At 61.8% G+C, this 13,877-nt stretch carries 15 protein-coding genes; 13 read left to right on the top strand and 2 right to left on the bottom strand.

Annotated elements, in window-relative coordinates; all coding sequences use genetic code 11:
* Positions 1 to 4: 4 nt before the first annotated feature.
* The 10 genes from SM763_RS07950 to recO all read left to right on the top strand — a co-directional run bounded on the left by SM763_RS07950 (position 5) and on the right by recO (position 8,197).
* Complete coding sequence (locus tag SM763_RS07950) at positions 5 to 2,149, top strand: RelA/SpoT family protein (protein WP_065271527.1); 2,145 nt, start codon at positions 5 to 7, stop codon at positions 2,147 to 2,149.
* Between the two features lie 33 nt (positions 2,150 to 2,182).
* Entirely contained in the window at positions 2,183 to 2,905 is a 723-nt protein-coding gene (locus SM763_RS07955) for a DUF2062 domain-containing protein (protein ID WP_065271526.1), read from the top strand.
* Between the two features lie 100 nt (positions 2,906 to 3,005).
* Positions 3,006 to 3,776 (top strand): pyridoxine 5'-phosphate synthase, encoded by a 771-nt coding sequence (locus tag SM763_RS07960; RefSeq protein ID WP_065271525.1) that lies wholly within the window; start codon positions 3,006 to 3,008, stop codon positions 3,774 to 3,776.
* Positions 3,773 to 4,210: an ABZJ_00895 family protein gene (locus SM763_RS07965; RefSeq protein ID WP_368998180.1), complete on the top strand. Its 438-nt coding sequence runs from the start codon at positions 3,773 to 3,775 to the stop codon at positions 4,208 to 4,210. Before SM763_RS07960 ends, SM763_RS07965 begins: the two co-directional genes overlap by 4 nt.
* A gap of 16 nt (positions 4,211 to 4,226) precedes the next feature.
* Positions 4,227 to 4,658, top strand: coding sequence for a holo-ACP synthase (acpS, locus tag SM763_RS07970; protein ID WP_065271523.1), 432 nt, complete (start codon positions 4,227 to 4,229; stop codon positions 4,656 to 4,658).
* A gap of 59 nt (positions 4,659 to 4,717) precedes the next feature.
* Entirely contained in the window at positions 4,718 to 5,554 is an 837-nt protein-coding gene (gene lepB, locus SM763_RS07975; protein ID WP_065271522.1) for a signal peptidase I, read from the top strand.
* Positions 5,551 to 6,237 carry a ribonuclease III gene (gene rnc, locus SM763_RS07980; protein ID WP_368998181.1) on the top strand — a complete coding sequence of 229 codons (687 nt, stop codon included), beginning with the start codon at positions 5,551 to 5,553 and terminating at the stop codon, positions 6,235 to 6,237. The genes lepB and rnc overlap by 4 nt, the downstream gene beginning before the upstream one ends.
* The gene (era, locus tag SM763_RS07985) at positions 6,234 to 7,142 is read left to right on the top strand and encodes a GTPase Era (protein WP_065271520.1); all 909 of its coding nucleotides are present in this window, start codon (positions 6,234 to 6,236) and stop codon (positions 7,140 to 7,142) included. The genes rnc and era overlap by 4 nt, the downstream gene beginning before the upstream one ends.
* The gene (locus SM763_RS07990; protein WP_065271519.1) at positions 7,139 to 7,468 is read left to right on the top strand and encodes a DUF1491 family protein; all 330 of its coding nucleotides are present in this window, start codon (positions 7,139 to 7,141) and stop codon (positions 7,466 to 7,468) included. Before era ends, SM763_RS07990 begins: the two co-directional genes overlap by 4 nt.
* Before the next feature lie 3 nt (positions 7,469 to 7,471).
* A complete protein-coding gene (recO, locus tag SM763_RS07995; RefSeq protein ID WP_368998182.1) occupies positions 7,472 to 8,197 on the top strand; it encodes a DNA repair protein RecO in 726 nt (241 codons plus the stop codon).
* Here the strand turns inward: recO and SM763_RS08000 are convergent.
* Complete coding sequence (locus SM763_RS08000) at positions 8,181 to 8,606, bottom strand: META domain-containing protein (protein ID WP_368998183.1); 426 nt, start codon at positions 8,604 to 8,606, stop codon at positions 8,181 to 8,183. The genes recO and SM763_RS08000 overlap by 17 nt on opposite strands.
* Positions 8,607 to 8,881: 275 nt before the next feature.
* Positions 8,882 to 10,567, bottom strand: a complete 1,686-nt coding sequence (locus SM763_RS08005) for an acyl-CoA dehydrogenase family protein (RefSeq protein ID WP_368998184.1) — start codon at positions 10,565 to 10,567, stop codon at positions 8,882 to 8,884.
* A 144-nt stretch (positions 10,568 to 10,711) separates the two neighbouring features.
* Between SM763_RS08005 and SM763_RS08010 the strand changes: the two genes are divergently transcribed.
* The 3 genes from SM763_RS08010 to dgt all read left to right on the top strand — a co-directional run bounded on the left by SM763_RS08010 (position 10,712) and on the right by dgt (position 13,873).
* Positions 10,712 to 11,479, top strand: a complete 768-nt coding sequence (locus SM763_RS08010; RefSeq protein WP_274830282.1) for a sulfite exporter TauE/SafE family protein — start codon at positions 10,712 to 10,714, stop codon at positions 11,477 to 11,479.
* Positions 11,480 to 11,542: 63 nt separating this feature from the next.
* On the top strand, positions 11,543 to 12,442 hold the full coding sequence (locus SM763_RS08015; protein WP_065271515.1) for a cation diffusion facilitator family transporter: 900 nt from the start codon (positions 11,543 to 11,545) through the stop codon (positions 12,440 to 12,442).
* A 75-nt stretch (positions 12,443 to 12,517) separates the two neighbouring features.
* A complete protein-coding gene (gene dgt, locus SM763_RS08020; protein WP_368998232.1) occupies positions 12,518 to 13,873 on the top strand; it encodes a dGTP triphosphohydrolase in 1,356 nt (451 codons plus the stop codon).
* Positions 13,874 to 13,877: the final 4 nt, after the last annotated feature.

Below are 13,877 nucleotides of genomic sequence, written 5' to 3' on the forward strand. Positions count from 1 at the left end.
GGATATGACTTCTGCTGAAATTTCCGCCGGAGATCTGATTGCTCTGGTCCGCAACTATAACCCCAAGACAAACGCGGATCGCATCGCCGAAGCCTATGCCTTTGGCGAAGAGATGCACAAAGGCCAGTTCCGCCACTCGGGTGAACCTTATTTCACCCATCCGGTGGCCGTCGCAGCGATCCTGACCGAGCAGCGCCTTGATGATGCGACCATCATCACCGCGCTGCTGCACGACACCATCGAAGATACCAAAGCGTCTTATGACGAGGTTGCCCGCCGATTTGGCGATGAGGTGGCCATGCTGGTTGATGGGGTCACCAAGCTGACCAACCTGCAACTGTCGAGCCGGGAAACTAAGCAGGCGGAAAACTTCCGCAAGCTGTTCATGGCGATGTCCAAGGATCTGCGGGTGATCCTGGTGAAGCTGGCTGACCGGTTGCACAATATGCGCACGATCAAGGCGATGCGCCCGGAAAAACAGGCGCAGAAAGCCCGCGAAACCATGGATATCTACGCGCCTCTGGCCGGACGCATGGGCATGCAGTGGATGCGCGAAGAGCTGGAGGATCTGGCGTTCCGGGTGCTGAACCCCGAGGGCCGCCAGTCGATCATCCGCCGTTTCGTGACATTGCAGCGGGAAACCGGCGATGTGATCCACCGGATCACCGGCGATATGCGCGCCGAGTTGGAAAAGGCCGGGATCGAAGCCGAAGTCTTTGGCCGCGCCAAGAAGCCTTATTCGATCTGGCGCAAGATGCAGGCCAAGGATCAGGGGTTCTCGCGCCTCTCCGATATCTACGGTTTCCGCGTGATCACCCAGTCCGAGGAAGACAGCTATCGCGCGCTGGGCGCCATCCACCAGCGCTGGCGGGCGGTTCCGGGCCGGTTCAAGGATTACATCAGTCAGCCTAAATCCAACGGGTATCGTTCGATCCACACCACGGTTTCTGGCCGTGACGGCAAGCGTGTCGAGGTGCAGATCCGCACCCGCCAGATGCACGATGTGGCCGAAACCGGCGTTGCCGCGCATTGGTCCTATCGCGATGGCGTGCGCTCGGAAAACCCATTTGCGGTGGATCCGGCGAAATGGATCTCCTCGCTCACCGAACAGTTCGACGCCGAGGAGGATCACGATGAATTCCTCGAAGCGGTCAAGCTGGAAATGTATTCCGACCAGGTCTTCTGCTTCACCCCCAAGGGTGACGTGATCAAGCTGCCCAAGGGCGCGACGCCGATCGATTTCGCCTATGCGATCCACACCCGTATCGGCCATGCTTGTGTCGGCGCCAAGGTGGATGGCATCCGGGTGCCGCTGTGGTCGCGGCTGCGCAATGGCCAGTCGGTCGAGGTGATCACCGCCGAAGGACAGACGCCGCAGGTCAGCTGGCTGGAAATTGCCACCACCGGCAAGGCCCGCACCGCCATCCGCCGCTCGCTGCGCGAAGCGGACCGGGCGCGCTTCGTCAAGCTTGGGCATGAATTGGCGCGCTCGGCCTTTGAGCATGTGAACCGCAAGGCAACAGACAAGGCGCTGGAAACAGCGGCCCGGGCGCTGCGCGTCGGTACTGTCGATGAACTGCTTGCCCGTCTGGGCGCGGCAGAGATTGTGGCCCATGATGTGGTTCAGGCGGTCTATCCTGAGCTGACCGCCCACGAGAGCGAGGAAATCTCGCCGCGCCGCGCGGTGATCGGCCTGGAGCCGGGACAGAGCTTTGAACGCGCGCCCTGTTGCCAGCCCCTGCCGGGTGAACGGATCATCGGCATCACCTACCGGGGGCAGGGCGTGGTCGTGCATGCGGCCGATTGTGACCGGCTGGGTGAATTCGAAGAACAGCCAGAGCGCTGGGTCGATGTGCATTGGCATAGCGGCACCCACCCGGCCGTCTATAACACCACGCTTGAGATGATCGTCGGCAACGATGCAGGCGTTCTGGGGCGGATTTGTACATTGATTGGTGAGAAGAAGGCCAATATTTCGGACCTGGAATTTGTTGATCGGAAACCAGACTTTTACCGGCTTATGATCAATGTCGAGCTACGGGATGTGGAACAGCTCCATTCCCTCATGTTGACGTTGGAGGCGGAAAGTCATGTCGCCGAAGTGGTGCGGTTCAGGGAAAAACCGGTAAAGCACACAATTCCGGGATAATGGTTCGGCTGGAACCGGGAAGGACGCAGACCGTTGGTATTCAGGCGCCGGGACAGACGTCCGCCCCTTCGTGCGGTTGCGGATTTTTTCTGGCCTCGGGGCGGTTGGACCCGGGCGTTTCACTACGTCAAGCACCGCGTCCGCAGGCTTCCCGATTCGCCTGAACGCATTGCCCGCGGCATCTGGGCTGGGGTTTTTACCACCTTCACACCGTTCTACGGGATGCATTTCGTTGTGGCGGCGATCATCGCGCGGGTGATGAATGGCAATATCCTTGCGGCGCTCAGCTCGACCTTCTTCGGCAACCCTCTGACCTATGTGCCGATCGGGGTGGCCTCGCTGCAGACCGGCCACTGGCTGCTGGGCACCCATTTTGACGAGGAAGTGGACAAGTCTCTGGTGGGCAAATTTTTCGCTGCCGGTGACGATCTGAAGAACAACCTCTTTGCGCTTTACAGTGACCGCCCGGCGGATTGGCACGGGTTGCAGGTGTTCTACAACGAGGTGTTCTACCCCTATATGATCGGCGGCATCATTCCGGGCATCATCTGCGCCACGGTTTGCTATATGGTCAGCCTGCCGCTGATCCGGGCCTACCAGCAGCGTCGCCGGGCCAAGATCAAGGCCAAGTTTGAAGAGATCAAACGCCGCGCCGCGCTGGAAGGTGCGGAAAGCACAGAACCTCCGGCGAAGAAGGGGTTGAAAACCAGCCTCAAGTCATCGCTGGGTGCGCGTGTGAAACGCCGCGCGGATTAGACCGCAGTGGTTTCCCTAAACAGGATGGAAAATCGGGGTTGCCCCCAGAGTTTGCCTGTCTAGTCTCTGGCGCAGGACATTCCTTTCAGGACCGAGGACCATGGCAGAGAACAAGGCACAGAACAGGTTGAGGCTGGGCGTCAACATTGACCACGTGGCCACCGTGCGCAACGCCCGCGGCGGCGACAACCCGGATCCGGTGCGCGCCGCTCTGCTGGCGCAGAACGCGGGCGCCGACGGGATCACTGCACACCTGCGCGAAGATCGCCGCCATATCATCGACAGCGACATCGAAGGCATGATGCAGGTGCTGCAGGCGCCGCTGAATTTTGAAATGGCTGCCACTGAAGAAATGCAGGCCATCGCCCTGCGTCACAAGCCCCATGCGATCTGCCTGGTGCCGGAGAAGCGCGAAGAGCGCACCACCGAGGGCGGGCTGGACGTGGCCGGGAATGACAATGCGCTGGCAGAATACATCACCCCCCTGCGCGAGGCGGGCAGCCGGGTGTCGATGTTCATCGCCGCCGACAAGGCCCAGGTCGAAGCCAGCCACCGCATCGGCGCGCCGGTGATCGAACTGCACGCAGGTGCCTATGCGGATGCCTGGGCCGAAGGTCGCTGGGACGAGCGTGACGCCGAACTGGCCAAGATCACCGAAATGGCCGCCTATGCGCATGATCTGGGGCTGGAGGTCCATGTCGGGCACGGTCTGACCTACGACAGCGTTGGTCCCATCGCCGCCCTTCCGCAGGTCATGGAGCTGAACATCGGTCATTTCCTGATCGGCGAAGCCCTGTTCGTGGGGCTGCCTGCAGCCATCGCGGAAATGCGCCGCCGGATGGATGCCGCGCGCAGCGGGGCGGAGGCATGAACCTCAAACGCTTTACGCTGGTCTATGTGGCTACGGCTCTAGGGGTGATCGCGGTTGTCTATGCCGTGCAGGTCCTTTTGGGTCATAACATTGCCAATGGCGGGATGAGCATTATTCCTGCCATCGTTGCGGCGATGGTCGAAGGGCAACGATACGCGAGGGCAGAACATGCGGTGCCGGAAAGCGCCGTTCTGTGGCGGTTTGCAAAGGCTGCGGCGCTGATGATCCTTGGTCTGAGCCTGATTTTCGTGGTGCTTCTCAGCCTCATCATGCCGCCGCTGCGTCAGATGATGAGCGATCCGGTTGGGGCCAGTGTCCTGTTTGGGGGAGCGCTGCTGCAGGCGGCGCTGGGGCTTGTGCTGGTGCGGTTCTTTACCGGCATGGGTGCGAAATCCCAACTGACCGCGATCCGCAAGAAAGAAGAGCGGGACTGACCGCCATGGGTGCTTCATGATCCTTGGCATCGGGACAGATCTGGCCAACATTGACCGCATCCAGCGCACGCTGGACCGTTTTGGCGACCGGTTCCGCAACCGGGTCTTTACCGAGGTCGAACAGCGCAAGTCCGAGCGTCGCCGTGATGTGGCGGGCACCTATGCAAAACGCTGGGCGGCCAAGGAGGCGTGTTCCAAGGCGCTGGGAACCGGGCTGCGCATGGGCATCGCCTGGAAAGACATGTCCGTCAGCAACCTGCGCACCGGTCAACCCGTCATGCATGTGACGGGCTGGGCTGCGGACAGACTCGCCAAGATGACCCCGCCGGGTCATGAGGCACACATCCACGTCACCCTGACCGATGATCACCCCTGGGCGCAGGCCATCGTGATGATCGAAGCGCGACCCTTTGCTGACGCAGCGGGGGAATCCGGCGGGGATGCTTGACTTAGACCCAGCCGGGCCGCATGTAGCCCCCGACCCAACCTACAACACCGGAGAGCCTGATGACGGCCAAATCCCATGCCGGACACTCGATCCTTGAGACGATAAAGACCATTGTCTACGCGCTGCTGATTGCCGGCGTGTTCCGGACGTTGTTCTTTCAGCCGTTCTGGATCCCTTCGGGTTCGATGAAGGAAACGCTGCTGATTGGTGATTTCCTGTTCGTGAACAAGATGGCGTACGGTTACTCCTATGCTTCCTGCCCTAGCGTGCGTCTGGGCAGTATCGGGATCGACGTCGATGCCAGCGACATCTGCGGCTTTCTGGACGGGGAAAACACCCGCATTCTGGGTAGTGAGCCCGAGCGCGGTGATGTTGTCGTCTTCCGGCATCCGGTGACAGGCACTGATTTCATCAAGCGACTGATCGGCCTGCCTGGCGACCGTATTCAGGTGACCAATGGCGTTCTGCAGATCAATGGCACTGCTGTCGCGCTGCAGGACGCAGGCGATTTCGAGGAGCTGATGGAGCGTCAGGGGCCGATCGGCTCTTACCCGCGCTGCGAGAACGCACCGGTGGGTGAGGGCGCGACCTGTGCCAAATCACGGCAGATCGAAACCTTGCCGGGTGGGGTGGAGCATGTAATCCTGAATATCGCCAATCAGGGCATGGATCACACGGGCGTTTATCAGGTGCCCGAAGGCCATTATTTCTTCATGGGCGACAACCGCGACAATTCCAGCGACAGCCGCCTGCCGCAATCTGCCGGTGGTGTCGGCTTCGTACCGTTTGAAAACCTGATCGGGCGCGCGGATCGCATCATGTTCTCTTCTGCCGGGCGCTCGATGCTGTATTTCTGGACCTGGCGTGGTGATCGTTTCTTCAAGGGGATCGAGTGAAACTGTCTAAAGACATGCGGGCATTTGAGGATCGGATCGGGCACAGCTTTGCCCGGCCCGAACTTTTGCTGCGCGCGCTGACCCATGCTTCGGTGTCTTCGCCGAACCGCAAGGACAACCAGCGGCTGGAATTCCTGGGCGACCGGGTGCTGGGTCTCGTGATGTCCACCGCGCTGTTGGAACATGACAAGACCGCGACCGAAGGCCAGCTGGCGCCGCGCTTTAACGCGCTGGTGCGCAAGGAAGCCTGCGCCGATGTCGCCCGCGAGATCGACCTTGGGTCCGTCTTGAAACTGGGCCGGTCTGAAATGATGTCCGGCGGGCGCCGCAAGGAGGCCCTGCTGGGCGATGCGATGGAGGCGGTGATCGCCGCCGTCTACAAGGACGCCGGGTTCGAAGCAGCGCAGGAGATGATCCTGCGGCTGTGGGGATCGCGTATCGGCAAGGTCGAGGACGACGCCCGCGACCCGAAGACCGCTTTGCAGGAATATGTGCAGGCGCGCCGCCAGAACCCGCCGGCCTATGTGCAGGTTGCCCGCGACGGCCCGGATCACCAGCCGATCTTTACCATCGCGGTCCGACTGGATGACGGGACTGAGGAACAGGCCAGCGCCGGGTCGAAACGGCAGGCTGAACAGGCCGCTGCCAAGGCGCTTTTGACACGATTGGAGCAAGACACATGACCACACGCGCCGGGTTCATTGCCCTGATCGGAGAGCCGAACGCAGGCAAATCCACCCTTTTGAACCGCATGGTGGGGGCCAAGGTCTCGATCGTGACCCACAAGGTACAGACCACCCGCGCCCGGATCCGGGGCGTGGCGATGGAGGGCGACAGCCAGCTTGTGTTTGTCGACACGCCCGGCCTGTTCAAACCGCGCCGCCGACTGGACCGCGCCATGGTAGCGGCCGCCTGGGGCGGCGCTGCGGATGCGGATGTCGTGGTGCTGCTGATCGAGGCCCATCGCGGCGTTACCGAAGGCGTGGAGCGCATCCTTGAAGGGCTGGCCGACATCGGCAAGGGCCGCACAGTGGCGCTGGCGATCAACAAGATCGACAAGGTGCAGGCCGAGGACCTCCTCGCGCTGACCAAGAAGCTGAACGACGCCTATGAATTCTCCGAAACCTTCCTGATTTCCGCCGAACGCGGCCACGGGGTCGAGGATCTACGTCACTGGTTGGCAGAGCAGGTCCCCGAGGGGCCGTGGCTTTACCCTGAGGATCAGATCGCTGATCTGCCCATGCGCATGATCGCGGCAGAAATGACCCGCGAGAAGCTGACGCTCCGCCTGCACCAGGAACTGCCCTACCAGTTGACCGTCGAGACCGAGAACTGGGAGGAGCGCAAGGATGGCTCGGCCAAGATCGACCAGATCATTTATGTGGTCCGCGATGGTCACAAGGGCATCGTTCTGGGCAAGCGCGGCGAAACCATCAAGGCCGTCAGCCAGGCTGCCCGCGCCGAGTTGGAAGAGTTCCTGGACCGCAAGGTGCATCTGTTCCTGCAGGTCAAGGTCCGCCCGAACTGGCTTGAAGAATCCGAACGCTATTCGGAGATGGGACTTGATTTCAAAGACGGAAACGCATGAGCCGTCTGACCGCGCGCTTTTGGGTCGATGCCTATCTGGCTCGGCTTCGGTTTTCTGATATTCCGGCCTTTGTGACCGCGCATGGCGACGACACTGCCGGCGCGGTTCTGGTCAAGCTGAACACGCTTGATGGGCAGGCGCAGGCCTTTCATCGCTCCTACGATCTGATGAGCGGCGACCGCAAATGGGTTCTGCTGGCCGAAGGGCCAGAGACTGATGTGGATGCCTCGGTCCGGCGGCAGGGCGAGTTTGACCCTGACCTCTGGGTGATCGAGGTTGAGGACCGGCAGGGCCGTCACCTGCTGGACGAACCGGGGCTGGAGTAGGCGATGGACTGGCGTGACCACGGCATATTGCTGACCGTGCGCCGCCACGGGGAAAGCGCCGCCATCATCGATGTCTTTACTGAAGGGCACGGGCGCCATGCCGGGGTCGTGCGTGGTGGCGCCGGGCGGCGGATGGCGCCGATCCTGCAACCGGGGGCGCAGCTCGATCTGACGTGGCGTGCGCGCCTCGAAGAGCATCTGGGCAGCTATCAGGCGGAGCCCCTGCGCAGCCGCGCGGCGGCGGCCCTGTCCGGGCGGTTGGCTCTCGCGGGCCTCAATGCGGTGACAGCGCTTTTGTCCTTTTGCCTGCCGGAACGCGAAGCCTACCCGGCGCTATACGCGCGGACCGAACAACTCTTGGATCTTCTCGATCAAGAAGACCTCTGGCCGCTGGCCTATCTGCATTGGGAGGTGGCGCTACTGGAGGAGATGGGCTTTGGCCTGGATCTGACGGCCTGCGCCGTCACCGGGGCAGAGGAGGGGCTGGTTTATGTTTCCCCCAAAACCGGGCGCGCGGTGTCGGCGGCGGGGGCAGGGGACTGGGCGGACCGTTTGTTGCCGCTGCCACCGGTGCTTTTGGGGCAGGGGGCGGCAGAGGATCCCGAGATCGCGATTGCCCTGCGCACCACTGGTTATTTCCTCGAAAGCCATCTGGCGCGGGCTTTGGGCAACCGCCCGCTGCCCGAGACGCGCGGGCGGCTGGTGGATCTGATCAGCCGTCGGCCCTGAACAGCATCTCGCGGCCTGACCCATTGCGCAGGATCAGCACGTCGCCGGTGACTTCGGCCTCGCCCATGGTTTGCAGCGCCTCTAGGAAACGGGTTTCTTCCAGCAATTCGGGGCAAACCTTGCGGGTCGATGATAGGCCTGTGGTATCGAACCAGGGGTAGGGTGCGGTGGTTTCAGCGCGATAGGCGTTGCAGGGCGCCTGTCCCGCGATCTTGCCGGGGGCGGGGAATTCCAGCGTCGCGGCGGCGCTGAAGGGCGCGCCATCAATCTGGCTCAGCCGCCATGTCTTGCCCGCTGCACCATAGGCCGACAGGGTTTCGTCCCCGGCGCAGGCGGTCAGGGCAACTAATAGGACCGGTGCCAGACGGGCGGGCCACGAAATCAGTTTTGTGAAATGGGAAACGGGCATAGGGCAGCCTTCTTCGTATTCAATCAGAGCAGCAATCCGCGGTCAATTTTTGGGGGTCTTCAACCGACGGGGGATTAGGTTCGTCGCGTGGTAGGACAGATTGCCGTGGGACACCAGCGCCGACCGGTAACCAAGTGGTTCACTTCATGGGGGCCATGCGGCGGTAATCCAGAGGAACACCGTCTGCCGGGAGCCGTTACCTCAATAAAAAAGAGGCCCGGCACAAGGCCGGGCCAGTCGGGGATGTCCCCGGGGAGTGATAGGTGTGAAGGGGGTCAGGCCAGCAGTCGGCGGGCAATGACCTGCGCCTGAATTTCGGCGGCCCCTTCGAAGATGTTCAGGATCCGGGCGTCGCACAGCACGCGGGAGATCTTGTACTCCAGCGCGAAGCCGTTGCCGCCGTGGATCTGCAGACCGTTGTCCGCTGCCGCCCAGGCAACACGGGCACCCAGCAGTTTGGCCATGCCGGCCTCTAGGTCGCAGCGGTGGCCGTTGTCCTTTTCCCAAGCCGAGAAATAGGTCAACTGGCGGGCAACCATGATCTCCACCGCCATCATCGCCAGTTTCGACGACACCCGTGGGAAGTTGATCAGCGATTTGCCGAACTGTTTGCGGTCCTGTGCATACTGCATCGCGATATCCAGCGCCGATTGCGCCACGCCAATGGCGCGGGCGGCGGTCTGGATACGGGCGCTTTCAAAGGTCTCCATCAGCTGTTTGAAGCCTTTGCCCTCTTCGCCGCCCAGAAGGTTCTCGCCCTTGACCTTGAAACCGTCAAAGCCAAGTTCGTATTCCTTCATGCCGCGATAGCCCAGAACCTCGATCTCGCCGCCGGTCATGCCTTCGGTCGGGAAGGGGTTCTCATCAGTGCCGGGCGTTTTTTCCGCCAGGAACATCGACAAACCGCGGTGATCGGTGGTGTCGGGGTTGGTGCGTGCCAGCAGGGTCATCACATGGGTCCGGGCCGCATGGGTGATCCAGGTCTTGTTGCCGGTAACCTCGTAATCGCCATCGGTGTTCTTCACCGCGCGGGTACGCAGGGAGCCAAGGTCCGACCCGGTGTTCGGCTCGGTAAAGACGGCGGTGGGCAGGATTTCGGCGCTGGCGATCTTGGGCAGCCAGTTCGCCTTCTGCTCATCCGTGCCGCCAGCGATGATCAGCTCGGCCGCGATTTCAGAGCGGGTGCCAAGGCTGCCGACACCGATGTAACCGCGCGACAGCTCTTCGGAGACCACGCACATCGACGCCTTGGACAGTCCGAAGCCGCCAAATTCCTCAGGGATGGTCAGGCCAAAGACGCCCATCTCGGCCAACTCGTTGATAATCTCGATCGGGATCAGCTCATCCTTGAGGTGCCATTCGTGAGCAAAGGGCTTGACCTTTTCCAGCGCGTAGCGGCGGAACTGGTCGCGGATCATCTCCAGTTCTTCATCAAGGCCCGAGGCGCCGAACATGACGGACCCAGCCTGCTCCTGCATCAGTTCGACCAGACGCGTGCGGGCGGCAGCGGAGTTGCCAGCCTGGCACAGGGTGGTGATTTCTGCGCTGTCCAGCAGGCTTTGGGCCGAGGCGTCCAGTCCCAGATCGTTCAGGCGGATGATCTCACCCTGGTTCATCTGGATGCCGCCGCGCATCTGCGCCAGGTATTCGCCAAAGGCGATCTGGTGGATCAGCTGCTCCATTTCGTTGAACTTGCCCTCGGATTGCATCCGCTCGGCCCAGTTCTGCATCTGGCGCAGGCTGTAGACATAGGTGGCAAGCCAGGACAGCCCGTGGGCCGCAGTCTGGTGCTGCTCTACCAGTGCGCCGGAAACGCGGCCATCGGCTGTGACCAGATCGCGGACCGCGCCGCGGGCAGTCTCCAGCAGTTGGTCAAGCGGGCCAAGCGTCGCTGCGGTCAGCGTCAAAAGGTCGGGGAGTACAATCTGCTTCATTTGCAAGTCCTGTCCGTCGTGGGCCATGAGTCACATCCTTCTTCGGTCGCTTGGTGGTAAACATTTCGCAGGTGCAGCGCAATAAAAATACGCCGCGATGTGGCATATCGACCAAAAGTTTCGTGTTTATTTTGCTGGTGCAGCGGTCTGGACCTATCGCTATGAAGAGGCATGACAAGTCTTTTTTCCGCTTTCACACCGTCTGAACTGGCGGCGGCCTTTGCTGTTGCGCTGGTCGCGGGCACGGTCAAAGGGATGGTTGGTTTTGCCATGCCGATGATTCTCGTCTCTGGTCTCAGCATGTTCATGCCGCCGGAAATCGCCTTGGCGGGGCTGATCCTGCCGACGGTTGTGACCAACGGAATGCAGGCCTTTCGGCACGGCTTTGCCGCAGCGGTTCAGTCCTTGAAACGCTTCCGGCTGTTCCTTCTGGTGGGGCTGGTGTTTCTTCTGACCAGTGCCCAACTGGTGCGGGTTCTGCCGCAGCAGGTGATGCTGCTGATTATCGGCGTGCCGGTATCGCTGTTCGCCCTGACACAGCTGATGGGCAAGCAGCTGACACTCGCCAGGCCCACGCCCCGGTCCGAAGTGCTGGTGGGCGGCTTTGCCGGGCTGATCGGCGGCATGTCGGGCATCTGGGGGCCGCCGACGGTGGCCTATCTGACCGCCCTTGGCACGGAAAAGAGCGAGCAAATCCGGGTGCAGGGCGTGATCTACGGCATGGGGGCGGTCGCCCTGTTGGCGGGGCACATCGGCTCGGGCGTCATGCGGGCTGAAACCGCGCCGTTTTCGGTGGCACTGATCCTGCCTGCGGTGATGGGCATGTGGATCGGCGGACGTCTGCATGACCGTATCGATCAGGTTGCCTTCCGCCGTCTGACGCTGTTCGTCCTGCTGGTTGCGGGGTTGAATTTGCTCCGCCGCGCGCTGATGCTGTGATCAGTATCAGTTGATCAGACAGATCCGGGCTGTAAGACTACAAGCAGGGGCAGCAAGACCGACATGGGCAACCGTCTGAATGCAAGCCAGCTTGCGCTTGGATCCATCGCGATCTCCTTGATTGTTCTGGCGCTCAAGCTTGTCGCCTGGTGGGTCACCGGGTCCATTGCGCTGTTTTCCGATGCTCTTGAGTCCCTGGTGAATGTGGGCGGTGCATTCTTGGCGTGGCTTGCGGTGCGCTATGCAAGCCGTCCTGCGGATGCGGGCCACCCGTTCGGGCACCACAAGGCGGAATATTTTTCGGCCGTTGCCGAAGGCATCATGATCATCATCGCTGCCTTCCTGATCCTTGAGCAGTCGATCTATGCATTAATGCGGCCTATCGCGCCCGCTGATTGGGGAATGGCAGGTCTTTGGATCAACGCTGTCGCGATGGTGGCCAACCTGCTCTGGGCACGCCTGCTGATCGGGCGGGGCGGGGCGTTGCGGTCTCCGGCTCTGGTGGCGGGCGGGCGTCACCTGATGAGTGATGTCTGGACGTCGGTTGGGGTTCTGTTCGGCCTTGGTCTGGCACTGTGGACAGGGTGGAGCTGGCTGGATCCGGCGCTGGCGCTGATCGTGGCGGTCAATATCCTGCGCGAGGGCTATGGAGTGGTGGCCTCCTCGGTCAACGGCTTGATGGATTCGGCTGCTCCGCCGGACGAGCGGGAGGAGATCGAGGAAATCATCCACCGCTCTGCAGAAGGTGCCCTGCAGGTGCACGGGCTAAAGACGCGCCGGGCGGGCACAGCTTTGTTCGTGGAATTTCATATGGTGGTTGCGGGCATGATGACGGTGCGTGCGGCCCATGACATCTGCGACCGGGTAGAGGACGCGATCCGGGCCGAGTTGCCAGAGGCAAAGGTGAACATCCACGTGGAGCCCGAGCACAAGCTGGAGAAGACGGGTATCTCTCCGCGCTGAGGTGATTGCATTTCCGCACCAGTTTCCGTTTAACCCATGCCAAAGAGGCACAGGGCAGGAGCGCAGCACATGGCGATGGAATGGGACAGGTTGTTGAACCCGGGGCGTTTGTGCCGACCCGATTTTGAGGAAAAGCCGGGCCGCCCCGCCTATTTGCAGGATTACGACCGGATCCTGTTTTCCGAACCGTTTCGCCGTCTTGCGCAAAAGACGCAGGTGCATCCGCTGCATTCCCATGACCACGTGCATCACCGGATGATCCACAGCATGGAAACCTCCAGCGTGGGGCGCTCCCTTGGCATTCAGGTGGGGCAGAAACTGGTTGAACGCGGCAGTCTGGCCGAAGGGCAGCAGCATGTGATGGCAGGCGTGGTGCAGGCGGCCTGTTTGGTGCATGACATCGGCAACCCGCCCTTTGGTCATTCCGGCGAGGACAGTATCGGCGAGTGGTTTACGCGCCAGTTTGCCAGCGGCACCGGCCTTGCCGCTGCTGTGCCTATCGAGGTGCGTCCCGAATTCGAGGCCTTTGAAGGCAACGCGCAAGGCTTTCGCATCGTTGCTCGGCTGGAGATGGGCCAGCGCGAAGGCGGTATGCGCCTGTGCTATGCGACTCTTGGGGCCTTTTCCAAATACCCTTGCACGGCAGAGGCCAAGGCGCTGTCCTCGGGGAGTTACGTGGGCCTGAAGAAATTCGGCGTCTTCCAGTCTGAACGCGATCTATTCGCCGAGGCTGCAACGGCGCTGGGCCTGCCCTCGGACGGCACGGGAGCGGCGCAGGTCTGGCGGCGCCATCCGCTTGCCTTCCTCGTCGAGGCGGCGGATGACATCTGCTACCGCATTCTGGATATCGAGGATGCCGCCACGGTGGGCGATCTGGACAGCGATCTGGTGGCGGGCATTCTGGAAGATATCACCGGCAAGGCGAACCATCCCGAAGATGCCGCTATGCCCCTGCGGGACCGTGTCGGAATGCTGCGGGCCATGGCCATCGGCGCCTCGATCGAAAGCGCGGTCGAGGCCTTCATGGCCAACTATGATGCCATCATGATGGGGGAGTTCAGCGACGGGCTGATGGAGGTGTCCACCAAGGCGGACGCCTTTGCCAAGCTGAAAGAGATCTCGAACGCCCGCATCTTTACCGCGCGGCGCAAGACCGAGCTGGAGATTTCCGGCCGTCAGGTGCTGCATGGGCTGCTGAATCACTTCAGCGGGCTCTATGAGGATCTGAAGGCCTGCGGCTGGGACGTCGAGGCATTGAAGGCGCGGCATGGCTATTGGGCGAAACTGATCCGGGCCGTCGATCTGGACCTGCGCGGGGTAACGGATGAGTATACCGCGCTGCATTCGCTCGGCGATTTCGTCTCGGGCATGACGGATCGTTATGCGGTGAAGGTCCGCGACATGGTCGAAGGACGCATTTCGCAGGGCTGATCTA

The sequence above is a fragment of the Pseudophaeobacter sp. C1-32P7 genome, from assembly GCF_041008775.1.
Lineage (GTDB): Bacteria > Pseudomonadota > Alphaproteobacteria > Rhodobacterales > Rhodobacteraceae > Phycobacter > Phycobacter gallaeciensis_A.